Origin of the sequence: Microbulbifer taiwanensis, from assembly GCF_014904815.1 — a bacterium.
Classification (GTDB): domain Bacteria; phylum Pseudomonadota; class Gammaproteobacteria; order Pseudomonadales; family Cellvibrionaceae; genus Microbulbifer; species Microbulbifer taiwanensis.
Genome location: NZ_JACZFR010000071.1, coordinates 1 through 17,312 on the forward strand (window position 1 = coordinate 1; position 17,312 = coordinate 17,312).

Annotated in this window: 13 protein-coding genes and 1 tRNA gene; all 14 read left to right on the forward strand. The window is 59.9% G+C overall.

What is annotated here, in order from left to right; translation table 11 throughout:
* On the forward strand, nucleotides 1-1,189 hold a 1,189-nt coding region (tuf, locus tag IG627_RS20020), incomplete at its 5' end, for an elongation factor Tu (protein ID WP_193194987.1).
* A gap of 125 nt (nucleotides 1,190-1,314) precedes the next feature.
* Nucleotides 1,315-1,390, forward strand: a tRNA-Trp gene (locus tag IG627_RS20025).
* A 136-nt stretch (nucleotides 1,391-1,526) separates the two neighbouring features.
* Nucleotides 1,527-1,895 (forward strand): preprotein translocase subunit SecE, encoded by a 369-nt coding sequence (gene secE, locus IG627_RS20030; protein WP_193194988.1) that lies wholly within the window; start codon nucleotides 1,527-1,529, stop codon nucleotides 1,893-1,895.
* Nucleotides 1,896-1,905: 10 nt separating this feature from the next.
* Nucleotides 1,906-2,439 carry a transcription termination/antitermination protein NusG gene (gene nusG, locus IG627_RS20035; protein WP_091517132.1) on the forward strand — a complete coding sequence of 178 codons (534 nt, stop codon included), beginning with the start codon at nucleotides 1,906-1,908 and terminating at the stop codon, nucleotides 2,437-2,439.
* A gap of 163 nt (nucleotides 2,440-2,602) precedes the next feature.
* Complete coding sequence (gene rplK / locus IG627_RS20040; protein ID WP_193194990.1) at nucleotides 2,603-3,034, forward strand: 50S ribosomal protein L11; 432 nt, start codon at nucleotides 2,603-2,605, stop codon at nucleotides 3,032-3,034.
* Nucleotides 3,035-3,730: a 50S ribosomal protein L1 gene (gene rplA, locus IG627_RS20045; protein ID WP_193194992.1), complete on the forward strand. Its 696-nt coding sequence runs from the start codon at nucleotides 3,035-3,037 to the stop codon at nucleotides 3,728-3,730.
* 290 nt (nucleotides 3,731-4,020) lie between these two features.
* The gene (rplJ, locus tag IG627_RS20050) at nucleotides 4,021-4,515 is read left to right on the forward strand and encodes a 50S ribosomal protein L10 (RefSeq protein ID WP_193194994.1); all 495 of its coding nucleotides are present in this window, start codon (nucleotides 4,021-4,023) and stop codon (nucleotides 4,513-4,515) included.
* Between the two features lie 77 nt (nucleotides 4,516-4,592).
* Nucleotides 4,593-4,961, forward strand: coding sequence for a 50S ribosomal protein L7/L12 (rplL, locus tag IG627_RS20055; protein ID WP_226865485.1), 369 nt, complete (start codon nucleotides 4,593-4,595; stop codon nucleotides 4,959-4,961).
* Nucleotides 4,962-5,285: 324 nt separating this feature from the next.
* Nucleotides 5,286-9,359 carry a DNA-directed RNA polymerase subunit beta gene (gene rpoB, locus IG627_RS20060; protein ID WP_193194996.1) on the forward strand — a complete coding sequence of 1,358 codons (4,074 nt, stop codon included), beginning with the start codon at nucleotides 5,286-5,288 and terminating at the stop codon, nucleotides 9,357-9,359.
* A 121-nt stretch (nucleotides 9,360-9,480) separates the two neighbouring features.
* The gene (gene rpoC, locus IG627_RS20065) at nucleotides 9,481-13,710 is read left to right on the forward strand and encodes a DNA-directed RNA polymerase subunit beta' (protein ID WP_193194998.1); all 4,230 of its coding nucleotides are present in this window, start codon (nucleotides 9,481-9,483) and stop codon (nucleotides 13,708-13,710) included.
* A 312-nt stretch (nucleotides 13,711-14,022) separates the two neighbouring features.
* Entirely contained in the window at nucleotides 14,023-14,397 is a 375-nt protein-coding gene (gene rpsL, locus IG627_RS20070; RefSeq protein WP_067150990.1) for a 30S ribosomal protein S12, read from the forward strand.
* A gap of 109 nt (nucleotides 14,398-14,506) precedes the next feature.
* Nucleotides 14,507-14,977: a 30S ribosomal protein S7 gene (gene rpsG, locus IG627_RS20075; RefSeq protein WP_067087073.1), complete on the forward strand. Its 471-nt coding sequence runs from the start codon at nucleotides 14,507-14,509 to the stop codon at nucleotides 14,975-14,977.
* Between the two features lie 90 nt (nucleotides 14,978-15,067).
* Nucleotides 15,068-17,173 carry an elongation factor G gene (gene fusA, locus IG627_RS20080; protein WP_193195000.1) on the forward strand — a complete coding sequence of 702 codons (2,106 nt, stop codon included), beginning with the start codon at nucleotides 15,068-15,070 and terminating at the stop codon, nucleotides 17,171-17,173.
* 43 nt (nucleotides 17,174-17,216) lie between these two features.
* Nucleotides 17,217-17,312, forward strand: a 96-nt coding sequence (locus IG627_RS20085; protein WP_226865486.1) for a GTP-binding protein, incomplete at its 3' end; no start/stop codon positions are given.

Here is a 17,312-nt window from a genome sequence, read left to right on the forward strand (position 1 = left end):
AAAAGAAAAGTTTGAACGTTCCAAGCCCCACGTAAACGTGGGCACCATCGGTCACGTTGACCACGGTAAAACCACCCTGACCGCTGCGCTGACCCGCGTCTGCGCTGAAGTCTGGGGCGGCGCCGCCGTTGCCTTCGACGGTATCGACAATGCGCCGGAAGAGCGTGAGCGCGGTATCACCATTGCCACCTCTCACGTGGAATACGAGTCCCCGGTTCGCCACTACGCCCACGTAGACTGCCCGGGACACGCCGACTACGTTAAGAACATGATCACCGGTGCCGCCCAGATGGATGGCGCTATCCTGGTCTGTTCCGCTGCTGACGGCCCCATGCCGCAGACTCGTGAGCACATCCTGCTGTCCCGTCAGGTAGGTGTACCTTACATCGTGGTATTCCTGAACAAGGCCGACATGGTCGACGACGAGGAGCTGCTGGAGCTGGTGGAGATGGAGGTTCGCGAACTTCTGGACCAGTACGAGTTCCCGGGTGACGACACTCCGATCATCGTCGGCTCTGCCCTGATGGCCCTGAACGGCGAAGATGACAACGAAATGGGTACCACCGCTGTCAAGAAGCTGGTTGAAACCCTGGACGAGTACATCCCGGAGCCGGAGCGCGCGGTAGACCAGCCGTTCCTGATGCCGATTGAAGACGTATTCTCCATCTCCGGTCGCGGTACCGTGGTAACCGGTCGTGTAGAGCGTGGCATCATCAAGACCGGCGACGAGATCGAAATCGTCGGTATCAAGGAAACCACCACCACCACCTGTACCGGTGTGGAAATGTTCCGCAAGCTGCTGGACGAAGGTCGTGCTGGTGAGAACATTGGCGCCCTGCTGCGCGGCACCAAACGTGACGAAGTGGAGCGTGGTCAGGTACTGGCCAAGCCGGGTTCCATCACTCCGCACACCAAATTCGAAGCGGAAGTGTACATTCTGTCCAAGGACGAAGGTGGTCGCCACACCCCGTTCTTCAAAGGCTACCGTCCGCAGTTCTACTTCCGTACCACCGACGTTACCGGTGCGGTTGAGCTGCCGGAAGGTACCGAGATGGTGATGCCGGGTGACAACATTCAGATGACTGTTACCCTGATTGCTCCGATCGCCATGGAAGATGGCCTGCGCTTCGCGATCCGCGAAGGTGGCCGTACCGTTGGCGCCGGCGTTGTTGCCAAGATCGTCGAGTAATTCCCGCTCGGCTGATTGTTGCAGATTGCGCTGCTGGAGTTCTTTGGTGGTGCGCTTTGCCAAATGCGGGGGAGGATGCTAAGATCCGCCCCCTCGTTTTTCGGATGCTTCGGCATTCCAGTTTCAGGCCAGTAGTTCAATTGGTAGAGCACCGGTCTCCAAAACCGGCTGTTGGGGGTTCGAGTCCCTCCTGGCCTGCCAACTTTTCAATCGCCCCATCCCTTTTGCCAATGGTTGAGGGTGCCTGAGGGCGTCACGGGTCTCCGCGAAGGTGTGAGGTTTGTGTGTTTGTAAGCGCTAAGGCTTTCTGGCTTTTGTGCGCTAAGGGCTTCTATATATGAGTGCTAAGGTAGAGGCGAAAACCTTTCGTCTTGACGGTCTGAAGTGGCTGTTGGTGCTGCTGCTGGTCGGCGCTGCCGTCGCGGGCAACTCCTATTACGCCGAATTCCCCCTGCTTTACCGCGTGCTGGCGATGGTCGCACTCTGTGTGGTGGCGCTGGTGGTGGCGGTCAATACTGCCAAGGGCGATGCCTTCTGGAGCCTGTTGCGGGAGGCGCAAACTGAGGTGCGCCGCGTAGTCTGGCCGACGCGCCAGGAGGCGACCCAGACTACCCTGATCGTGGTGGTGTTTGTGTTGATTATGGCGCTGATTCTGTGGGCGCTGGATTCCGCCCTGGGTTGGGCCGCCTCCAAGGTTATCGGCTAAAGGTTGACGCATGTCCAAGCATTGGTACGTAGTCCAGGCTTATTCCGGCTATGAGAAGCGCGTGGCCTCCTCTCTGAAGGAGCGCATCGAGCTGCACGAAATGGATCACCTGTTCGGTGAGGTGCTGGTTCCCACCGAGGAGGTGGTTGAAATGCGCGCCGGACAGAAGCGCAAGAGTGAGCGCAAGTTCTTCCCCGGTTATGTGCTGGTGGAAATGGAGCTGAACGACGATACCTGGCACCTGGTGAAAGAAACCCCCCGTGTGCTGGGCTTTATCGGCGGAAAGGCAGACAAGCCGGCACCGATTACCGATCGCGAGGCGCAGGCTATCCTGAATCGCATCGATGATTCCGTCGACAAGCCGAAGCCCAAGACCCTGTTCGAGCCTGGCGAAATGGTGCGGGTTATCGATGGTCCGTTCAACGATTTCAACGGTGTGGTGGAAGAGGTCAACTACGAAAAGAGCCGCCTGCGCGTGGCGGTGTTGATCTTCGGTCGCTCCACTCCGGTAGAGCTGGAATTTGGTCAGGTAGAAAAGACCTGATCCCGACAGTGAGGTTTACAGCCCTCTTTCGCCGCATGGTGGAAGGGGGTTTTCGCGTCCCCGGAAATTGCAATCTGGCGTTTCGGGGCATCAGGGGAGCCGGGCGTTGCAACCTTGCGGTTGTCCAGCGCGGGCGCTAACACCCAACTAGAGGAGAGCTGTAATGGCTAAGAAAGTCGAAGCTTATATCAAGCTGCAAGTGGCCGCAGGCCAGGCAAACCCGAGTCCGCCCGTCGGCCCCGCGCTGGGTCAGCACGGTGTGAACATCATGGAGTTCTGTAAGGCGTTCAACGCACAGACCCAGGGTATGGAACCGGGCCTGCCGGTGCCGGTAGTGATCTCTGTATACAGCGATCGCTCCTTCACCTTCATCATGAAGACCCCGCCTGCCGCGGTATTGCTGCGTAAGGCTGCCAAGATCAAGAGCGGTTCCGGTCGTCCGAACACTGAGAAAGTGGGCAAGGTTACCCGCGCTCAGCTGGAAGAGATCGCCACCACCAAAATGCCCGACCTGACTGCATCCGACATGGACGCGGCCGTGCGCACTATCGCCGGTTCCGCCCGCAGTGCTGGTATCGAAGTGGAGGGTGTGTAAATGGCCAAGCTGAGCAAGCGTCAGCGCGCAATCGCTGAAAAGGTAGAAGCGGGCAAAGCCTACGGTATCGACGAAGCCGTGGCCCTGCTGAAAGAGCTGTCGAACGTGAAGTTCGCCGAGACTGTCGATGCGTCCATCAACCTGGGTATCGATCCGCGCAAATCCGACCAGGCCGTTCGCGGCGCCACTACCCTGCCGCACGGCACCGGTAAAGACGTGCGCGTAGCCGTGTTCACCCAGGGCGCCAACGCCGACGCGGCGAAAGAAGCCGGTGCCGACCTGGTGGGTATGGACGAACTGGCCGCTGACGTCAAAGCCGGCAAGATGGACTTCGACGTGGTGATCGCCTCTCCGGATGCGATGCGCGTAGTGGGCCAGCTGGGCCAGATCCTCGGTCCGCGCGGCCTGATGCCAAACCCGAAAACCGGCACTGTAACCCCGGACGTGGTTACAGCGGTGAAAAACGCCAAGGCCGGTCAGGTGCGTTTCCGCGCAGACAAGGGCGGCATCATCCACGGCGGTATCGGCAAGGTGGCTTTCGACCTGAATGCGCTGAAAGAGAACCTGGAAGCGCTGGTTGCCGACCTGAAGAAGGTCAAGCCGGCCTCCGCCAAGGGCGTATACCTGAAGAAAATCACCCTGAGCACCACCATGGGCCCGGGGCTGACCATCGACCAGGCTTCCCTGAATATTTAATTGTGCTTGCGGGCGCGGCGTATGCCGCGCCCGCGGCAAACAGAACTTTGGGGTCCGCTCGACTGCTTCGGCATGAATGCGGGCCGTCAAAGACCGTAGGTGTCGGTTGCGTTTGAGGTATTAGCGCTACCGGCTTAATCCGGACCTGGGCCAGGCTGGCCGAAACAGGGTCCGAGCCTACGCAGACGGTGTCGCCCAAACCAGTATTTTTACTGGATTTGAGCTCTATGCACCGGAACGGATCGGGAGAAGTGAATTCCCGGTCTTTTTTCAAATCCAGGAGTGACACTATGGCTATTGGACTCGAAGACAAGAAAGCGATTGTCGCAGATGTCCAGCAGGCTGCTGAGGGTGCTCTGTCGGCGGTGGTTGCGGATTCCCGCGGCGTTACCGTGAACGATATGACAGCCCTGCGCAAAGAGGCTCGCGAGAACGGCGTTTGGTTGAAAGTCGTCCGCAACACTCTGGCGCGTCGCGCTCTGGCAGGTACCGAGTACGAATGTCTCACCGAGAAATTCGTCGGTCCCAGCATTATTGCATTTTCCAAGGAACACCCGGGTGCCGGTGCGCGCATCCTGAGTGCTTTCGCCAAGGACAATGACAAGCTGGAACTGAAAGGTGCCGCCTTCGAAGGTGCGCTTGCTGATGTCGCAATGTTGGCTACCCTGCCGACTTACGATGAAGCGATCGCCAAACTGATGAGCGTGTTGAAAGAAGCATCTGCTGGCAAGCTGGTTCGCACTATTGCGGCCATTCGCGACCAAAAAGAGCAGGAAGCTGCCTAAATCCTTCGCTGGGCGAAGTGGCGGTTTTCAATCAAATTTAGAGCAGTTTACTGCTCATACAAATCAGGTACTGACTCATGTCTCTGACTAAAGACGATATCATCAATGCTGTTGCCGAAATGTCCGTTAAGGACGTTGTCGAGCTGATCGAAGCAATGGAAGAAAAGTTCGGCGTAACTGCCGCTGCTGCCGTTATGGCCGGCCCGGCTGGCGGCGAAGCTGCTGCTGAAGAGAAGGACGAATTCGACGTAATCCTGACTTCTGCTGGCGACAAGAAAGTAAACGTGATCAAGGTTGTTCGCGGTATCACCGGCCTGGGCCTGAAAGAAGCCAAGGCACTGGTAGACGGCGCTCCGAGCCCGCTGAAAGAAGGCGCGAGCAAAGACGAAGCCGAAGATGCCAAGAAGCAGCTGGAAGAAGCTGGCGCAACTGTAGAACTGAAGTAATTCGGTTGTTGCGACTCTCCGCTGTCGGTCGGGAAACCCGCCCGGCAGCGGCAAGGCTGGTGGACTTTTGTCCGCCGGCCTTTTTGCCGTTTGCGGCAATGAGGTTTTTGCGTCAGTTGCGACGGCGGAATGACCGCCCGGACCGTGTTTACACCTTACCGCAGTCCGCACGCAGCTGAAAAGCGCAACTGATGGAGAGGTTTCCGATCAGTGTAGTGAATAACTGCACTGATCAGAGGCTTCTCGCCCGGAGGGGCTTCGTATCGCCGCTATTGCGGCCGAGGCTCCACGAAGTCTTGTCACCGATCAAGCTGGGGAATATGAATGGCTTACTCATACACTGAGAAAAAACGTATCCGCAAGGATTTCGGCAAACTGCCTAAGGTCATGGATGTACCTTTCCTTCTTGCGATACAGCTGGATTCTTATCGCAATTTCACACAGGCCGACAAGCGCCCCGACGAGCGTCTGGACGTCGGCCTGCAAGCGGCATTCAAGTCCGTATTTCCGATTGTCAGCTATTCCGGCAATGCCGCCCTGGAGTATGTGAGCTACACCCTGGGCAAGCCGGCCTTCGACGTCAAGGAATGTACCCTGCGTGGCGTAACCTACGCCTGCCCGCTGCGGGTGCGTGTGCGCCTGATCATTTACGATAAAGAATCTGCCAGCAAGTCCATCAAGGACATCAAGGAGCAGGAAGTCTACATGGGCGAAATTCCGCTCATGACCGAAAACGGTACCTTTGTGATCAACGGTACCGAGCGTGTGATCGTTTCCCAGCTGCACCGCTCCCCGGGTGTTTTCTTCGATCACGACAAGGGCAAGACCCACTCCTCCGGCAAGCTGCTGTACGCCGCGCGTGTCATCCCCTACCGTGGCTCATGGCTGGACTTCGAGTTCGACCCGAAAGACCTGGTCTACGTGCGTATCGACCGCCGCCGCAAGCTGCCGGCGACCATCCTGCTGCGCGCCCTGGGTTACAGTTCCCAGGAAATGCTGGAGATGTTCTTCGACACCAGCGTGTTCGACCTGCACGAAGACAATGTCAGCCTCGAGCTGATCCCGTCGCGTCTGCGCGGCGATGTTGCCTCCTTCGATATCAAGGATGGCAAGGGCAAGGTCATCGTCGAGGAAGGCCGCCGCATTACCCCGCGCCATATCCGCCAACTGGAGAAGGCTGGCGTCGAGCACCTGGAAGCGCCGCTGGAGTATCTGTACGGCCGCGTGCTGGCCCACGACGTCATCGACGAATCCACCGGTGAGGTGGCCGTCGAATGTAACAGCGAAATCACCGAAGAAGTGATCGCCAAGCTGCGCGCGCTGAACGTCAAGAAGCTCGAGACGCTCTACACCAACGACCTGGACCGCGGTCCTTTTGTTTCCGATACCCTGCGCGCGGACCCGTCCCGGACCCAGCTGGAAGCGCTGGTGGAAATCTACCGCATGATGCGTCCGGGCGAGCCGCCGACCAAGGAGTCCGCGGAATCCCTGTTCGAAAACCTGTTCTTCACCGACGAGCGCTACGACCTGTCCGCGGTCGGCCGTATGAAGTTCAACCGCCGCCTGGGTCGCGAAGATGAGACCGGTGAGGGCACCCTGAGCAAGGACGATATCGTCGACGTACTGAAGACGCTGATCGACATCCGCAACGGCCAGGGCATGGTGGACGACATCGACCACCTGGGTAACCGTCGCGTGCGTTCCGTGGGCGAGATGGCCGAAAACCAGTTCCGTGTGGGCCTGGTGCGCGTTGAGCGCGCGGTGAAAGAGCGCCTGTCCATGGCCGAGTCCGAGGGCCTGATGCCACAGGACCTGATCAACGCCAAGCCGGTGGCGGCCGCGGTGAAGGAATTCTTCGGTTCCTCGCAGCTGTCCCAGTTTATGGACCAGAACAACCCGCTGTCGGAAGTCACCCACAAGCGCCGCGTCTCCGCACTCGGCCCGGGCGGCCTGACCCGCGAGCGCGCCGGCTTCGAGGTGCGCGACGTGCACCCGACGCACTACGGCCGCGTCTGCCCGATCGAGACACCGGAAGGCCCGAACATCGGCCTGATCAACTCCCTGGCCACCTACTCGCGCGCCAACCACTACGGCTTCCTCGAGAGCCCGTACCGCAAGGTGGTCGACGGCCAGGCGACCGACGAGATCGAATACCTGTCCGCGATCAACGAGGCCAACTATGTGATCGCCCAGGCGTCCGCTGCTGTGGACGAAAAGGGTCGTTTTACCGACGACCTGGTCAGCGTGCGTCACCACAACGAATTTACCCTGAAGACCCCGGACGAGATCCAGTACATGGACGTGTCCGCGCGCCAGGTAGTTTCCGTGGCCGCGGCAATGATTCCGTTCCTGGAACACGATGACGCCAACCGCGCCCTGATGGGCTCGAACATGCAGCGCCAGGCGGTACCGACCCTGCGCGCCGAGAAGCCTCTGGTGGGCACCGGTATGGAGCGCACCGTAGCGCGTGATTCCGGCGTCTGTGTGGTGGCACGTCGCGGCGGTGTGATCGAGCGTGTCGACGCCAGCCGTGTGGTTGTGCGTGTACACGACGACGAGGTGGAAGCCGGTGAAGCCGGTGTGGACCTGTATGGCCTCACCAAATACACCCGTTCCAACCAGAACACCTGCATCAACCAGCGTCCGATCGTGAAGACCGGCGACGTGGTTGCGCGCGGCGATATCCTCGCCGACGGTCCTTCCGTGGACCTGGGTGAGCTGGCCCTGGGCCAGAACATGCGTATCGCCTTCATGCCCTGGAACGGTTACAACTTCGAGGACTCTATCCTGATCAGTGAGCGCGTGGTGCAGGAAGATCGCTTCACCACCATCCATATCCAGGAGCTGACCTGTATTGCCCGCGACACCAAGCTGGGCAGCGAGGAAATCACTGCGGATATCCCCAATGTGGGCGAGTCCGCGCTGAACAAGCTGGACGAGTCCGGCATCGTCTACATTGGTGCCGAAGTGGGCGCCGGCGATATCCTGGTGGGCAAGGTGACGCCGAAAGGCGAAGCCCAGCTGACGCCGGAAGAGAAGCTGCTGCGCGCCATCTTCGGTGAGAAGGCGTCCGACGTGAAGGACACTTCCCTGCGCGCACCGTCCGGCACCCGCGGTACCGTGATTGATGTACAGGTATTCACCCGCGACGGCCTGCAGAAAGACCAGCGCTCCATCGATATCGAGAAGGCGCAGCTGGACGAGGTACGCAAGGACCTGAACGAGGAATACCGCATCGTCGAAGGCGCCACCTTCGAGCGCCTGCAGGCGGCGCTGGAAGGCCAGAAGGCCGCAGGCGGCAAGGGCGTCAAGAAAGGCGACGTGCTCAGTGCAGACGTGCTGGCCAACCTGCCGCGCGAGGACTGGTTCAAGCTGCGCATGGCGGAAGAGAGCCTCAACGAGCAGCTTGAAAAAGCCGAGGCGCAGCTCAAAGAGCGTCGCAAGCTGCTCGACGAAGCCTTCGAGGACAAGAAGAAGAAGCTGGAATCCGGTGACGACCTGGCGCCGGGCGTGCTGAAAATCGTCAAGGTCTACCTGGCGATCAAGCGCCGCATCCAGCCGGGCGACAAGATGGCCGGTCGCCACGGTAACAAGGGTGTTATCTCCGTGATCAAGCCGGTCGAGGACATGCCCTACGACCAGAACGGCGAGCCGGTGGATATCGTGCTGAACCCGCTGGGCGTGCCCTCGCGGATGAACGTGGGCCAGGTACTGGAAATGCACCTGGGTATGGCCGCCAAGGGTCTCGGCGTGAAGATCGACCGCATGGTCAAGGAGCAGCAGGAAGTTGCCAAGGTGCGCGGATTCCTGGAGGAGGTCTACAACTCCACCGGCGGTCGCGTCGAGGAACTGGATCAGCTGACCGATGATGAAGTGTTGGCGATGGCGGAAAACCTGCGCCGCGGTGTGCCCATGGCAACGCCGGTCTTCGATGGTGCCGACGAGAGCGAGATCAAGCAGCTGCTGCGCCTGGCGGATATCCCGGACTCCGGCCAGATCACCCTGCACGACGGCCGCACCGGCGATGCCTTCGAGCGCCCGGTCACTGTGGGCTACATGTACATGCTGAAGCTGAACCACCTGGTGGACGACAAGATGCACGCGCGTTCCACCGGTTCCTACAGCCTGGTTACCCAGCAGCCGCTGGGTGGTAAGGCTCAGTTCGGTGGCCAGCGCTTCGGTGAGATGGAGGTCTGGGCGCTGGAAGCCTACGGCGCCGCCTACACGCTGCAGGAAATGCTCACGGTCAAGTCCGATGACGTGGAAGGCCGGACCAAGATGTACAAGAACATCGTGGATTCCGACCACCGCATGGAACCGGGTATGCCGGAATCCTTCAACGTACTGGTCAAGGAAATCCGCTCCCTCGGCATGAATTTCGAGCTGGAGCACGAGTAAGAAAAGCCCGTTGTTGGATTAAGTAGATTGAGACCGGCGGCCCGCCAGTAATCGGGCCGCCGGCCCGCCCGGCTCCAAGTGGTGTAAGCCGGGATGACTACCCCCTAGTGGAGGAAAGGCCTTGAAAGATTTGTTAAACCTGGTGAAAGACCGGGAACAGCTGGAAGAATTTGACGCTATTCGTATCGGTCTGGCTTCGCCGGACATGATCCGCTCCTGGTCCTACGGCGAAGTGAAAAAGCCGGAGACCATCAACTACCGTACCTTCAAGCCGGAGCGCGAAGGCCTGTTCTGCGCCAAGATCTTCGGTCCGGTGAAGGACTACGAGTGCCTGTGCGGCAAGTACAAGCGCATGAAGCACCGCGGCATCATCTGCGAAAAGTGCGGCGTTGAAGTGACCAAGGCCAAGGTGCGTCGCGAGCGCATGGGCCATATCGAGCTGGCCAGCCCGGTCGCGCACATCTGGTTCCTGAAGTCCCTGCCGTCCCGTATCGGCCTGCTGCTGGACATGACCCTGCGCGATATCGAGCGCGTGCTGTATTTTGAATCCTACGTGGTAACCGATCCGGGTATGACGACCCTGGAGCGCGGCCAGCTGCTGAACGACGAGCAGTACTTCGAGGCGATGGAAGAGTTCGCCGACGAGTTCGAAGCCAAGATGGGTGCCGAGGCCATCCAGGAGCTGATGCACGACATCGACCTGCCGTCTGAAATCCAGCGCCTGCGCGAGGAGATCCCGGCGACCAACTCCGAGACCAAGATCAAGAAGCTGTCCAAGCGCCTGAAGCTGCTGGAAGCTTTCTACAAGTCCGGCAATGATCCTGAGTGGATGATCATGCAGGCGCTGCCGGTGCTGCCGCCGGATCTGCGCCCGCTGGTGCCGCTGGACGGTGGTCGCTTCGCGACTTCCGACCTGAACGACCTGTACCGCCGGGTGATCAACCGCAACAACCGCCTGAAGCGCCTGCTGGAACTGAACGCGCCGGACATCATCGTGCGCAACGAAAAGCGCATGCTGCAGGAATCCGTGGACGCGCTGCTGGATAACGGCCGTCGCGGCCGCGCCATCACCGGCTCCAACAAGCGCCCGCTGAAGTCCCTGGCGGACATGATCAAGGGTAAGCAGGGTCGCTTCCGCCAGAACCTGCTGGGTAAGCGCGTCGACTACTCCGGTCGTTCCGTGATCGTGGTCGGCCCGACCCTGCGCCTGCACCAGTGTGGCCTGCCCAAGAAGATGGCCCTGGAGCTGTTCAAGCCGTTTATTTTCGGCAAGCTGGAAACCCGCGGCCTGGCCACCACCATCAAGGCGGCCAAGAAGATGGTTGAGCGCGAAGAGGCCGTGGTCTGGGATATCCTCGACGAGGTGATCCGCGAGCACCCGGTGCTGCTGAACCGCGCCCCGACCCTGCACCGCCTGGGTATCCAGGCGTTCGAGCCGGTGCTGATTGAAGGTAAGGCCATCCAGCTGCACCCGCTGGTGTGTGCGGCCTACAATGCCGACTTCGACGGTGACCAGATGGCGGTGCACGTGCCGCTGACCATCGAGGCGCAGATGGAAGCCCGCGCGCTGATGATGTCCACCAACAACATCCTGTCGCCCGCCAACGGCGAGCCGATTATCGTGCCATCCCAGGACGTGGTACTGGGGCTCTACTGGATGACCCGCGAGCGCGTCAACGACAAGGGCGAAGGCATGTTCTTCGCCGATATCAAGGAAGTGAGCCGCGCCTTCTACGCCAAGCAGGTGGGCCTGCAGGCGCGCGTGAAGGTTCGTATTGACGAGGCGGTAGTCGGGGAAGACGGCGAGAAGCATCCGTCCCGCAAGGTCTACGACACCACCGTCGGCCGCGCACTGCTGTGGAATATCGTACCGGAAGGCCTGCCTTTCGATATGGTCAACCAGCCGATGAAGAAGAAGGCCATCTCGCGCATTCTCAACGAGTGCTACCGCAAGGTGGGCCTGAAGGCGACCGTTATCTTTGCCGACCAGCTGATGTACACCGGTTTCGACTTCTCCACCAAGTCCGGTTCTTCCATCGGTGTGAACGACTTCGAGATCCCGGCGGCCAAGGCCGAGCTGATCGAGAGTGCCGAAGCGGAAGTGAAGGAGATCGAGAGCCAGTTCGCCTCCGGCCTGGTTACTGCCGGCGAGAAGTACAACAAGGTAATCGACGTCTGGTCCCGCACCAACGACAAGGTGACCCAGGCGATGATGGCCGGTATCAAGAAAGAGCCGGTGATCGATCGCGAGGGCAAGGAGACCGAGCAGGATTCCTTCAACTCCGTGTACATGTACGCCGACTCCGGCGCTCGTGGTAGTGAGGCGCAGATTCGCCAGTTGGCCGGTATGCGCGGCCTGATGGCGCGTCCGGACGGTTCCATTATCGAGAACGCCATTACCGCGAACTTCCGTGAAGGCCTGAACGTACTGCAGTACTTCATCTCCACCCACGGTGCCCGTAAAGGTCTGGCGGATACGGCACTGAAGACCGCCAACTCCGGTTACCTGACCCGCCGTCTGGTGGATGTGGCCCAGGATGTGGTGATCACGGAGCCAGATTGTGGTACCGACGACGGCCTGACCATGGCGCCGGTCATTGAAGGCGGCGATGTGATCGAGTCACTGGGTGACCGCATTCTCGGCCGTGTAGTGGCGCGCGACGTGATCAAGCCCGGCAGCGATGAGATCGCGGTACCGGCCGGCACCATGATCGATGAGAAGTGGGTCGAGCGTATCGAGACCATGGGGATCGACGAGGTGATCGTGCGTTCGCCGATTACCTGCGAGACAGCCCACGGTATCTGTTCCCAGTGTTACGGCCGCGACCTGGCCCGTGGTCACCGCGCCAACTCCGGTGAGTCCGTCGGTGTGGTTGCCGCCCAGTCCATCGGTGAGCCGGGCACCCAGTTGACCATGCGGACCTTCCACATCGGTGGTGCGGCGAGCCGCGCCTCCGCCGCGGACAGTATCCAGGTGAAGCAGGAGGGTACCGTGCGCCTGCACAATGTGAAGACCGTGAAGACTGAGGCGGGCCACCTGGTAGCGGTTTCCCGCTCCGGTGAGCTGGCTATCGCCGACAGCTCCGGTCGCGAGCGTGAACGCTACAAGCTGCCCTACGGTGCCTCCATCACCGTGGCCGAAGGTGCCGAGGTCGACGGCGGCCAGATAGTGGCCAAGTGGGACCCGCACACCCACCCGATCATTACCGAGGTGGCCGGTTGGGTGAAGCTGTCCGGTATGGAAGAGGGCCTGTCGATCCGCAAACAGACCGACGAGATCACCGGCCTGTCCTCTATCGAGGTGATCGATCCCGCCGAGCGCCCGGCTGCGGGTAAGGACCTGCGCCCGGCGGTGACCCTGGTGGATGAGAACGGCGAAGAGCTGACCCTGGCCAACAGCAACGCGCCGGCGCACTACGCGCTGCCGCCGCGCGCCATCCTGAGCCTGAAGGACCAGGACAAGGTGAACGTGGGTGATATCGTCGCGCGTATTCCGCAGGAGTCCGGTGGTACCAAGGACATCACCGGTGGTCTGCCACGAGTTGCCGACCTGTTCGAGGCGCGCAAGCCGAAGGAGCCGTCCATCCTGGCGGAGATCTCCGGGACCGTGTCCTTCGGCAAGGAGACCAAGGGCAAGGTACGCCTGCAGATCACCCCGGCCGATGGCAAGCCGCTGCCGAACGGCAAGGATCACTACGAGGTGCTGATCCCGAAACACCGCCAGTTGACCGTGTTCGAGGGTGAAACCGTGGAGAAGGGCGAGGTTATCTCCGATGGCCCGTCCAATCCGCACGACATCCTGCGCCTGAAGGGCGTCGAGGAGCTGGCGCGCTACATCACCAACGAGATCCAGGAGGTTTACCGCCTCCAGGGTGTGGGCATCAATGACAAGCACATCGAAACGATCGTGCGCCAGATGCTGCGCAAGGTGGAAATCCTGGAGATGGGCGATTCCGAGTTCATCAAGGGCGACCAGGTGGAGTACCAGCGGGTCATCGAAGAAAACGAGCGCCTGCGCGCCGAGAACAAGCAGCCGGCCCAGTTCGAGCGCCTGCTGCTGGGTATCACCAAGGCATCCCTGGCCACCGAGTCCTTCCTGTCCGCGGCCTCCTTCCAGGAGACCACCCGCGTACTGACGGAGGCGGCAGTGACCGGCAAGGAAGACAGCCTGCGCGGCCTGAAGGAAAACGTGGTGGTTGGTCGCCTGATCCCGGCCGGTACCGGCCTGGCGCACCACACCGAGCGCAAACGCAAGCGCAGCCTGCAGCTGGAAGAAGGCTTCGGCGAAGGCCCGTCCGCCGCCGAGGTGGAAGCGGCCCTGACCGAGGCGCTGAAGTCTTCGGGCGAATGATGAAAGCGGAATGCGGAATGCGGAATACGCGATCTGAGCCTGTGCTGTAGGAGCGGCCCACGGCCGCGAACTGACTCCCCGCTCACGAGGGGTCAGAATCGCGGACAAAAGCCTCTCTGCGGCACCTGACCAGACCGCGATTCCGCATTCAGCATTCATCATTCCGCATTGACTGGGCGCGGTCGCGCCTATAGAATGCGGCCCCCGCTTATGTGGGGTGTTCTGCCCGGCCTTTATGGTAGGCCGGCAGGACACACAGACGATGGCCCCCGCTCTCGAGGTGGGGGCGTTTTATTTTTGGAGTGATTTTTAATGGCAACGATCAACCAGTTGGTTCGTAAGCCGAGAAAACGCAAAGTCGAAAAAAGCGACGTTCCCGCTCTGCAGGCCAGCCCGCAGCGTCGCGGAGTTTGCACTCGCGTGTACACCACTACACCGAAGAAGCCGAACTCTGCACTGCGCAAGGTTTGCCGTGTGCGCCTGACCAACGGTTACGAAGTGACTTCGTACATCGGCGGTGAAGGCCACAACCTGCAGGAGCACAGCGTGGTGCTGATTCGCGGCGGTCGTGTTAAAGACCTGCCGGGTGTGCGCTACCACACTGTGCGCGGTGCACTGGACTGTGCCGGCGTCAACGATCGCAAGCAGGGCCGTTCCAAGTACGGCGCCAAGCGTCCTAAAGGTTAATCCCCTTTAACGATTTGCGTTTCGGTTTCCAACCGGAGTAAGGCTGAGCTCGCCGATTTGTATCGATGTACGGCGGCGTCTCAGAGTAACCCTGAAGAGAGGCAATCCCATGCCAAGAAGACGAGTAGTCGCCAAGCGCGAAGTGCTGCCCGATCCCAAGTTCGGGAACGTCACCCTCGCCAAGTTCATGAACCACGTCATGATCAGCGGCAAGAAATCAGTTGCAGAGAGCATCGTTTACGGTGCCCTGGACATGGTTTCAGAAAAACTTAACAAAGACCCTATCGAAGTTTTCGAAGAGTCCCTGGAAAATATCGCGCCGATGGTGGAAGTGAAGTCCCGCCGTGTTGGTGGTGCGACTTACCAGGTGCCGGTTGAAGTGCGTCCCTCGCGTCGCATGGCGCTGGCAATGCGTTGGTTGGTGGAGTTTTCCCGCAAGCGCGGCGAGAAGTCCATGGCCCAGCGCCTGGCTAACGAAATGATCGATGCTTCCCAAAACAAGGGCGGCGCGGTCAAGAAGCGTGAAGACGTGCACCGTATGGCGGAAGCCAACAAGGCGTTCTCTCACTACCGCTTCTAAGTCTGATGAATACCACCATCGGAAATTAATACCGAAAGGCAGCCTAGGTTTTACCGAGCTGCCTTTTGCCGTTATATCGAGGATACAACTGTGGCACGTAAAACGCCTATCGAACGCTACCGTAATATCGGTATCTGCGCCCACGTAGACGCCGGTAAAACCACGACTACCGAGCGCGTACTTTTCTACACCGGCCTGTCCCACAAGATTGGTGAGGTGCACGAAGGCGCCGCCACCATGGACTGGATGGAGCAGGAGCAGGAGCGCGGTATCACCATTACTTCTGCTGCGACCACCTGTTTCTGGGCCGGCATGCAGCAGCAGTTCCCCCAGCACCGCGTCAATATCATTGACACGCCCGGACACGTTGACTTCACCATCGAAGTAGAGCGCTCCCTGCGCGTGCTCGACGGCGCCGTTGTCGTACTGTGTGGTTCCTCCGGCGTACAGCCGCAGACCGAGACCGTATGGCGCCAGGCCAATAAGTACGAAGTGCCGCGCATGGTCTTCGTGAACAAGATGGACCGCGCCGGTGCAGACTTCCGCAAGGTTGTCGGCCAGCTGAAAACCCGTCTGAACGCCAACGCCGTGCCGCTGCAGATGACCATTGGCTCTGAAGACGAGTTCAAAGGTGTTGTCGACCTGGTCAAGATGAAGGCCATCCTGTGGAACGAAGACGACATGGGTATGACTTTCGATTACGCCGACATCCCGGCCGACATGCAGGACGAGTGCGACGAGATGCGCGAGTTCCTGGTGGAGGCGGCTGCGGAAGCCAACGAAGAGTTGATGGAGAAATACCTGGAAGAAGGCGAGCTGACCGAAGAGGAAGTCAAGGCCGGCATCCGTCAGCGTACTCTGGCCAACGAAATCGTACCGGTTCTGGGCGGCTCTGCGTTCAAGAACAAGGGTGTGCAGGCCATGCTGGACGCGGTTATTGAATACCTGCCGGCACCGACCGAAGTTCGTGCCATCGAGGGTACACTGGAAGACGGTGAAACCGTCGAGACTCGCGAAGCCGACGACAATGCGCCCTTCGCTGCGCTGGCATTCAAGATTGCTACCGACCCCTTTGTCGGTACTCTGACTTTCTTCCGTGTTTATTCCGGTAAGCTGGAAAGCGGTACTGCGGTCTACAACTCCGTGAAGATGAAGAAAGAGCGTGTTGGTCGTATGGTGCAAATGCACTCCAACGACCGCAAAGAGATCAAAGAGGTATTGGCCGGTGACATCGCTGCGGCGATTGGCCTGAAGGATGTGACTACCGGTGACACCCTGTGTGCCGAAGGCGCCAAGATCGTACTGGAGCGCATGGAATTCCCGGAGCCGGTAATCTCCGTCGCGGTAGAGCCGAAGTCCAAGCCGGACCAGGAAAAGATGGGTATCGCACTGGGCAAGCTGGCCCAGGAAGACCCGTCCTTCCGTGTGAAGACCGATGAAGAAACCGGTCAGACCATCATTTCCGGTATGGGCGAGCTGCACCTGGATATCATCGTCGACCGCATGCGTCGCGAGTTCAACGTGGAAGCGAATATCGGTAAGCCGCAGGTGGCCTATCGCGAGACCATCCGCAACACCTCCGAGATCGAAGGCAAGTTCGTGCGTCAGTCCGGTGGTCGCGGCCAGTACGGTCACGTATGGGTGAAGTTCGAGCCGGCCGAGGACGAGTCCCAGGAAGGTCTGGAATTCGTCAACGAAATCGTGGGCGGTGTGGTACCGAAGGAATACATCCCGGCGGTACAGAAAGGTATCGAAGAGCAGATGCAGAATGGTGTACTGGCTGGCTACCCGCTGCTGGGCCTGAAAGCGACCCTGTACGACGGTTCCTACCACGATGTGGACTCCAACGAGATGGCGTTTAAAATCGCCGGTTCCATGGCGACCAAGCAGCTGGCCCAGAAGGGCGGTGCGGTACTGCTGGAACCGATGATGAAAGTGGAAGTGGTTACTCCGGAAGAGAACATGGGTGACGTGGTTGGCGACCTCAACCGTCGTCGCGGTCTGATCCAGGGTATGGAAGACAGCTCTTCTGGCAAAGTTGTCAATGCGGAAGTTCCGCTGGCAGAGATGTTCGGTTACGCGACCGACCTGCGTTCTGCCACTCAGGGCCGCGCCACTTACACCATGGAGTTCCTGAAGTACGCGGAAGCGCCGAAGAACGTTGCCGATGAAATCATCGCAAAAACCAAAGCCTAAGCTTTAACTCAACTTACAAACTTTTAGTTAGAGGATCCTGAAAATGGGAAAAGAAAAGTTTGAACGTTCCAAGCCCCACGTAAACGTGGGCACCATCGGTCACGTTGACCACGGTAAAACCACCCTGACCGCTGCGCTG

What these genes read in the sequence shown, in the direction of transcription:
- secE (WP_193194988.1), top strand. Translation starts at nt 1,527, where the DNA reads ATGAGTGCTAAGGTAGAGGCGAAAACCTTTCGTCTTGACGGTCTGAAG.
- nusG (WP_091517132.1), top strand. Translation starts at nt 1,906, where the DNA reads ATGTCCAAGCATTGGTACGTAGTCCAGGCTTATTCCGGCTATGAGAAG.
- rplK (WP_193194990.1), top strand. Translation starts at nt 2,603, where the DNA reads ATGGCTAAGAAAGTCGAAGCTTATATCAAGCTGCAAGTGGCCGCAGGC.
- rplA (WP_193194992.1), top strand. Translation starts at nt 3,035, where the DNA reads ATGGCCAAGCTGAGCAAGCGTCAGCGCGCAATCGCTGAAAAGGTAGAA.
- rplJ (WP_193194994.1), top strand. Translation starts at nt 4,021, where the DNA reads ATGGCTATTGGACTCGAAGACAAGAAAGCGATTGTCGCAGATGTCCAG.
- rplL (WP_226865485.1), top strand. Translation starts at nt 4,593, where the DNA reads ATGTCTCTGACTAAAGACGATATCATCAATGCTGTTGCCGAAATGTCC.
- rpoB (WP_193194996.1), top strand. Translation starts at nt 5,286, where the DNA reads ATGGCTTACTCATACACTGAGAAAAAACGTATCCGCAAGGATTTCGGC.
- rpsL (WP_067150990.1), top strand. Translation starts at nt 14,023, where the DNA reads ATGGCAACGATCAACCAGTTGGTTCGTAAGCCGAGAAAACGCAAAGTC.
- rpsG (WP_067087073.1), top strand. Translation starts at nt 14,507, where the DNA reads ATGCCAAGAAGACGAGTAGTCGCCAAGCGCGAAGTGCTGCCCGATCCC.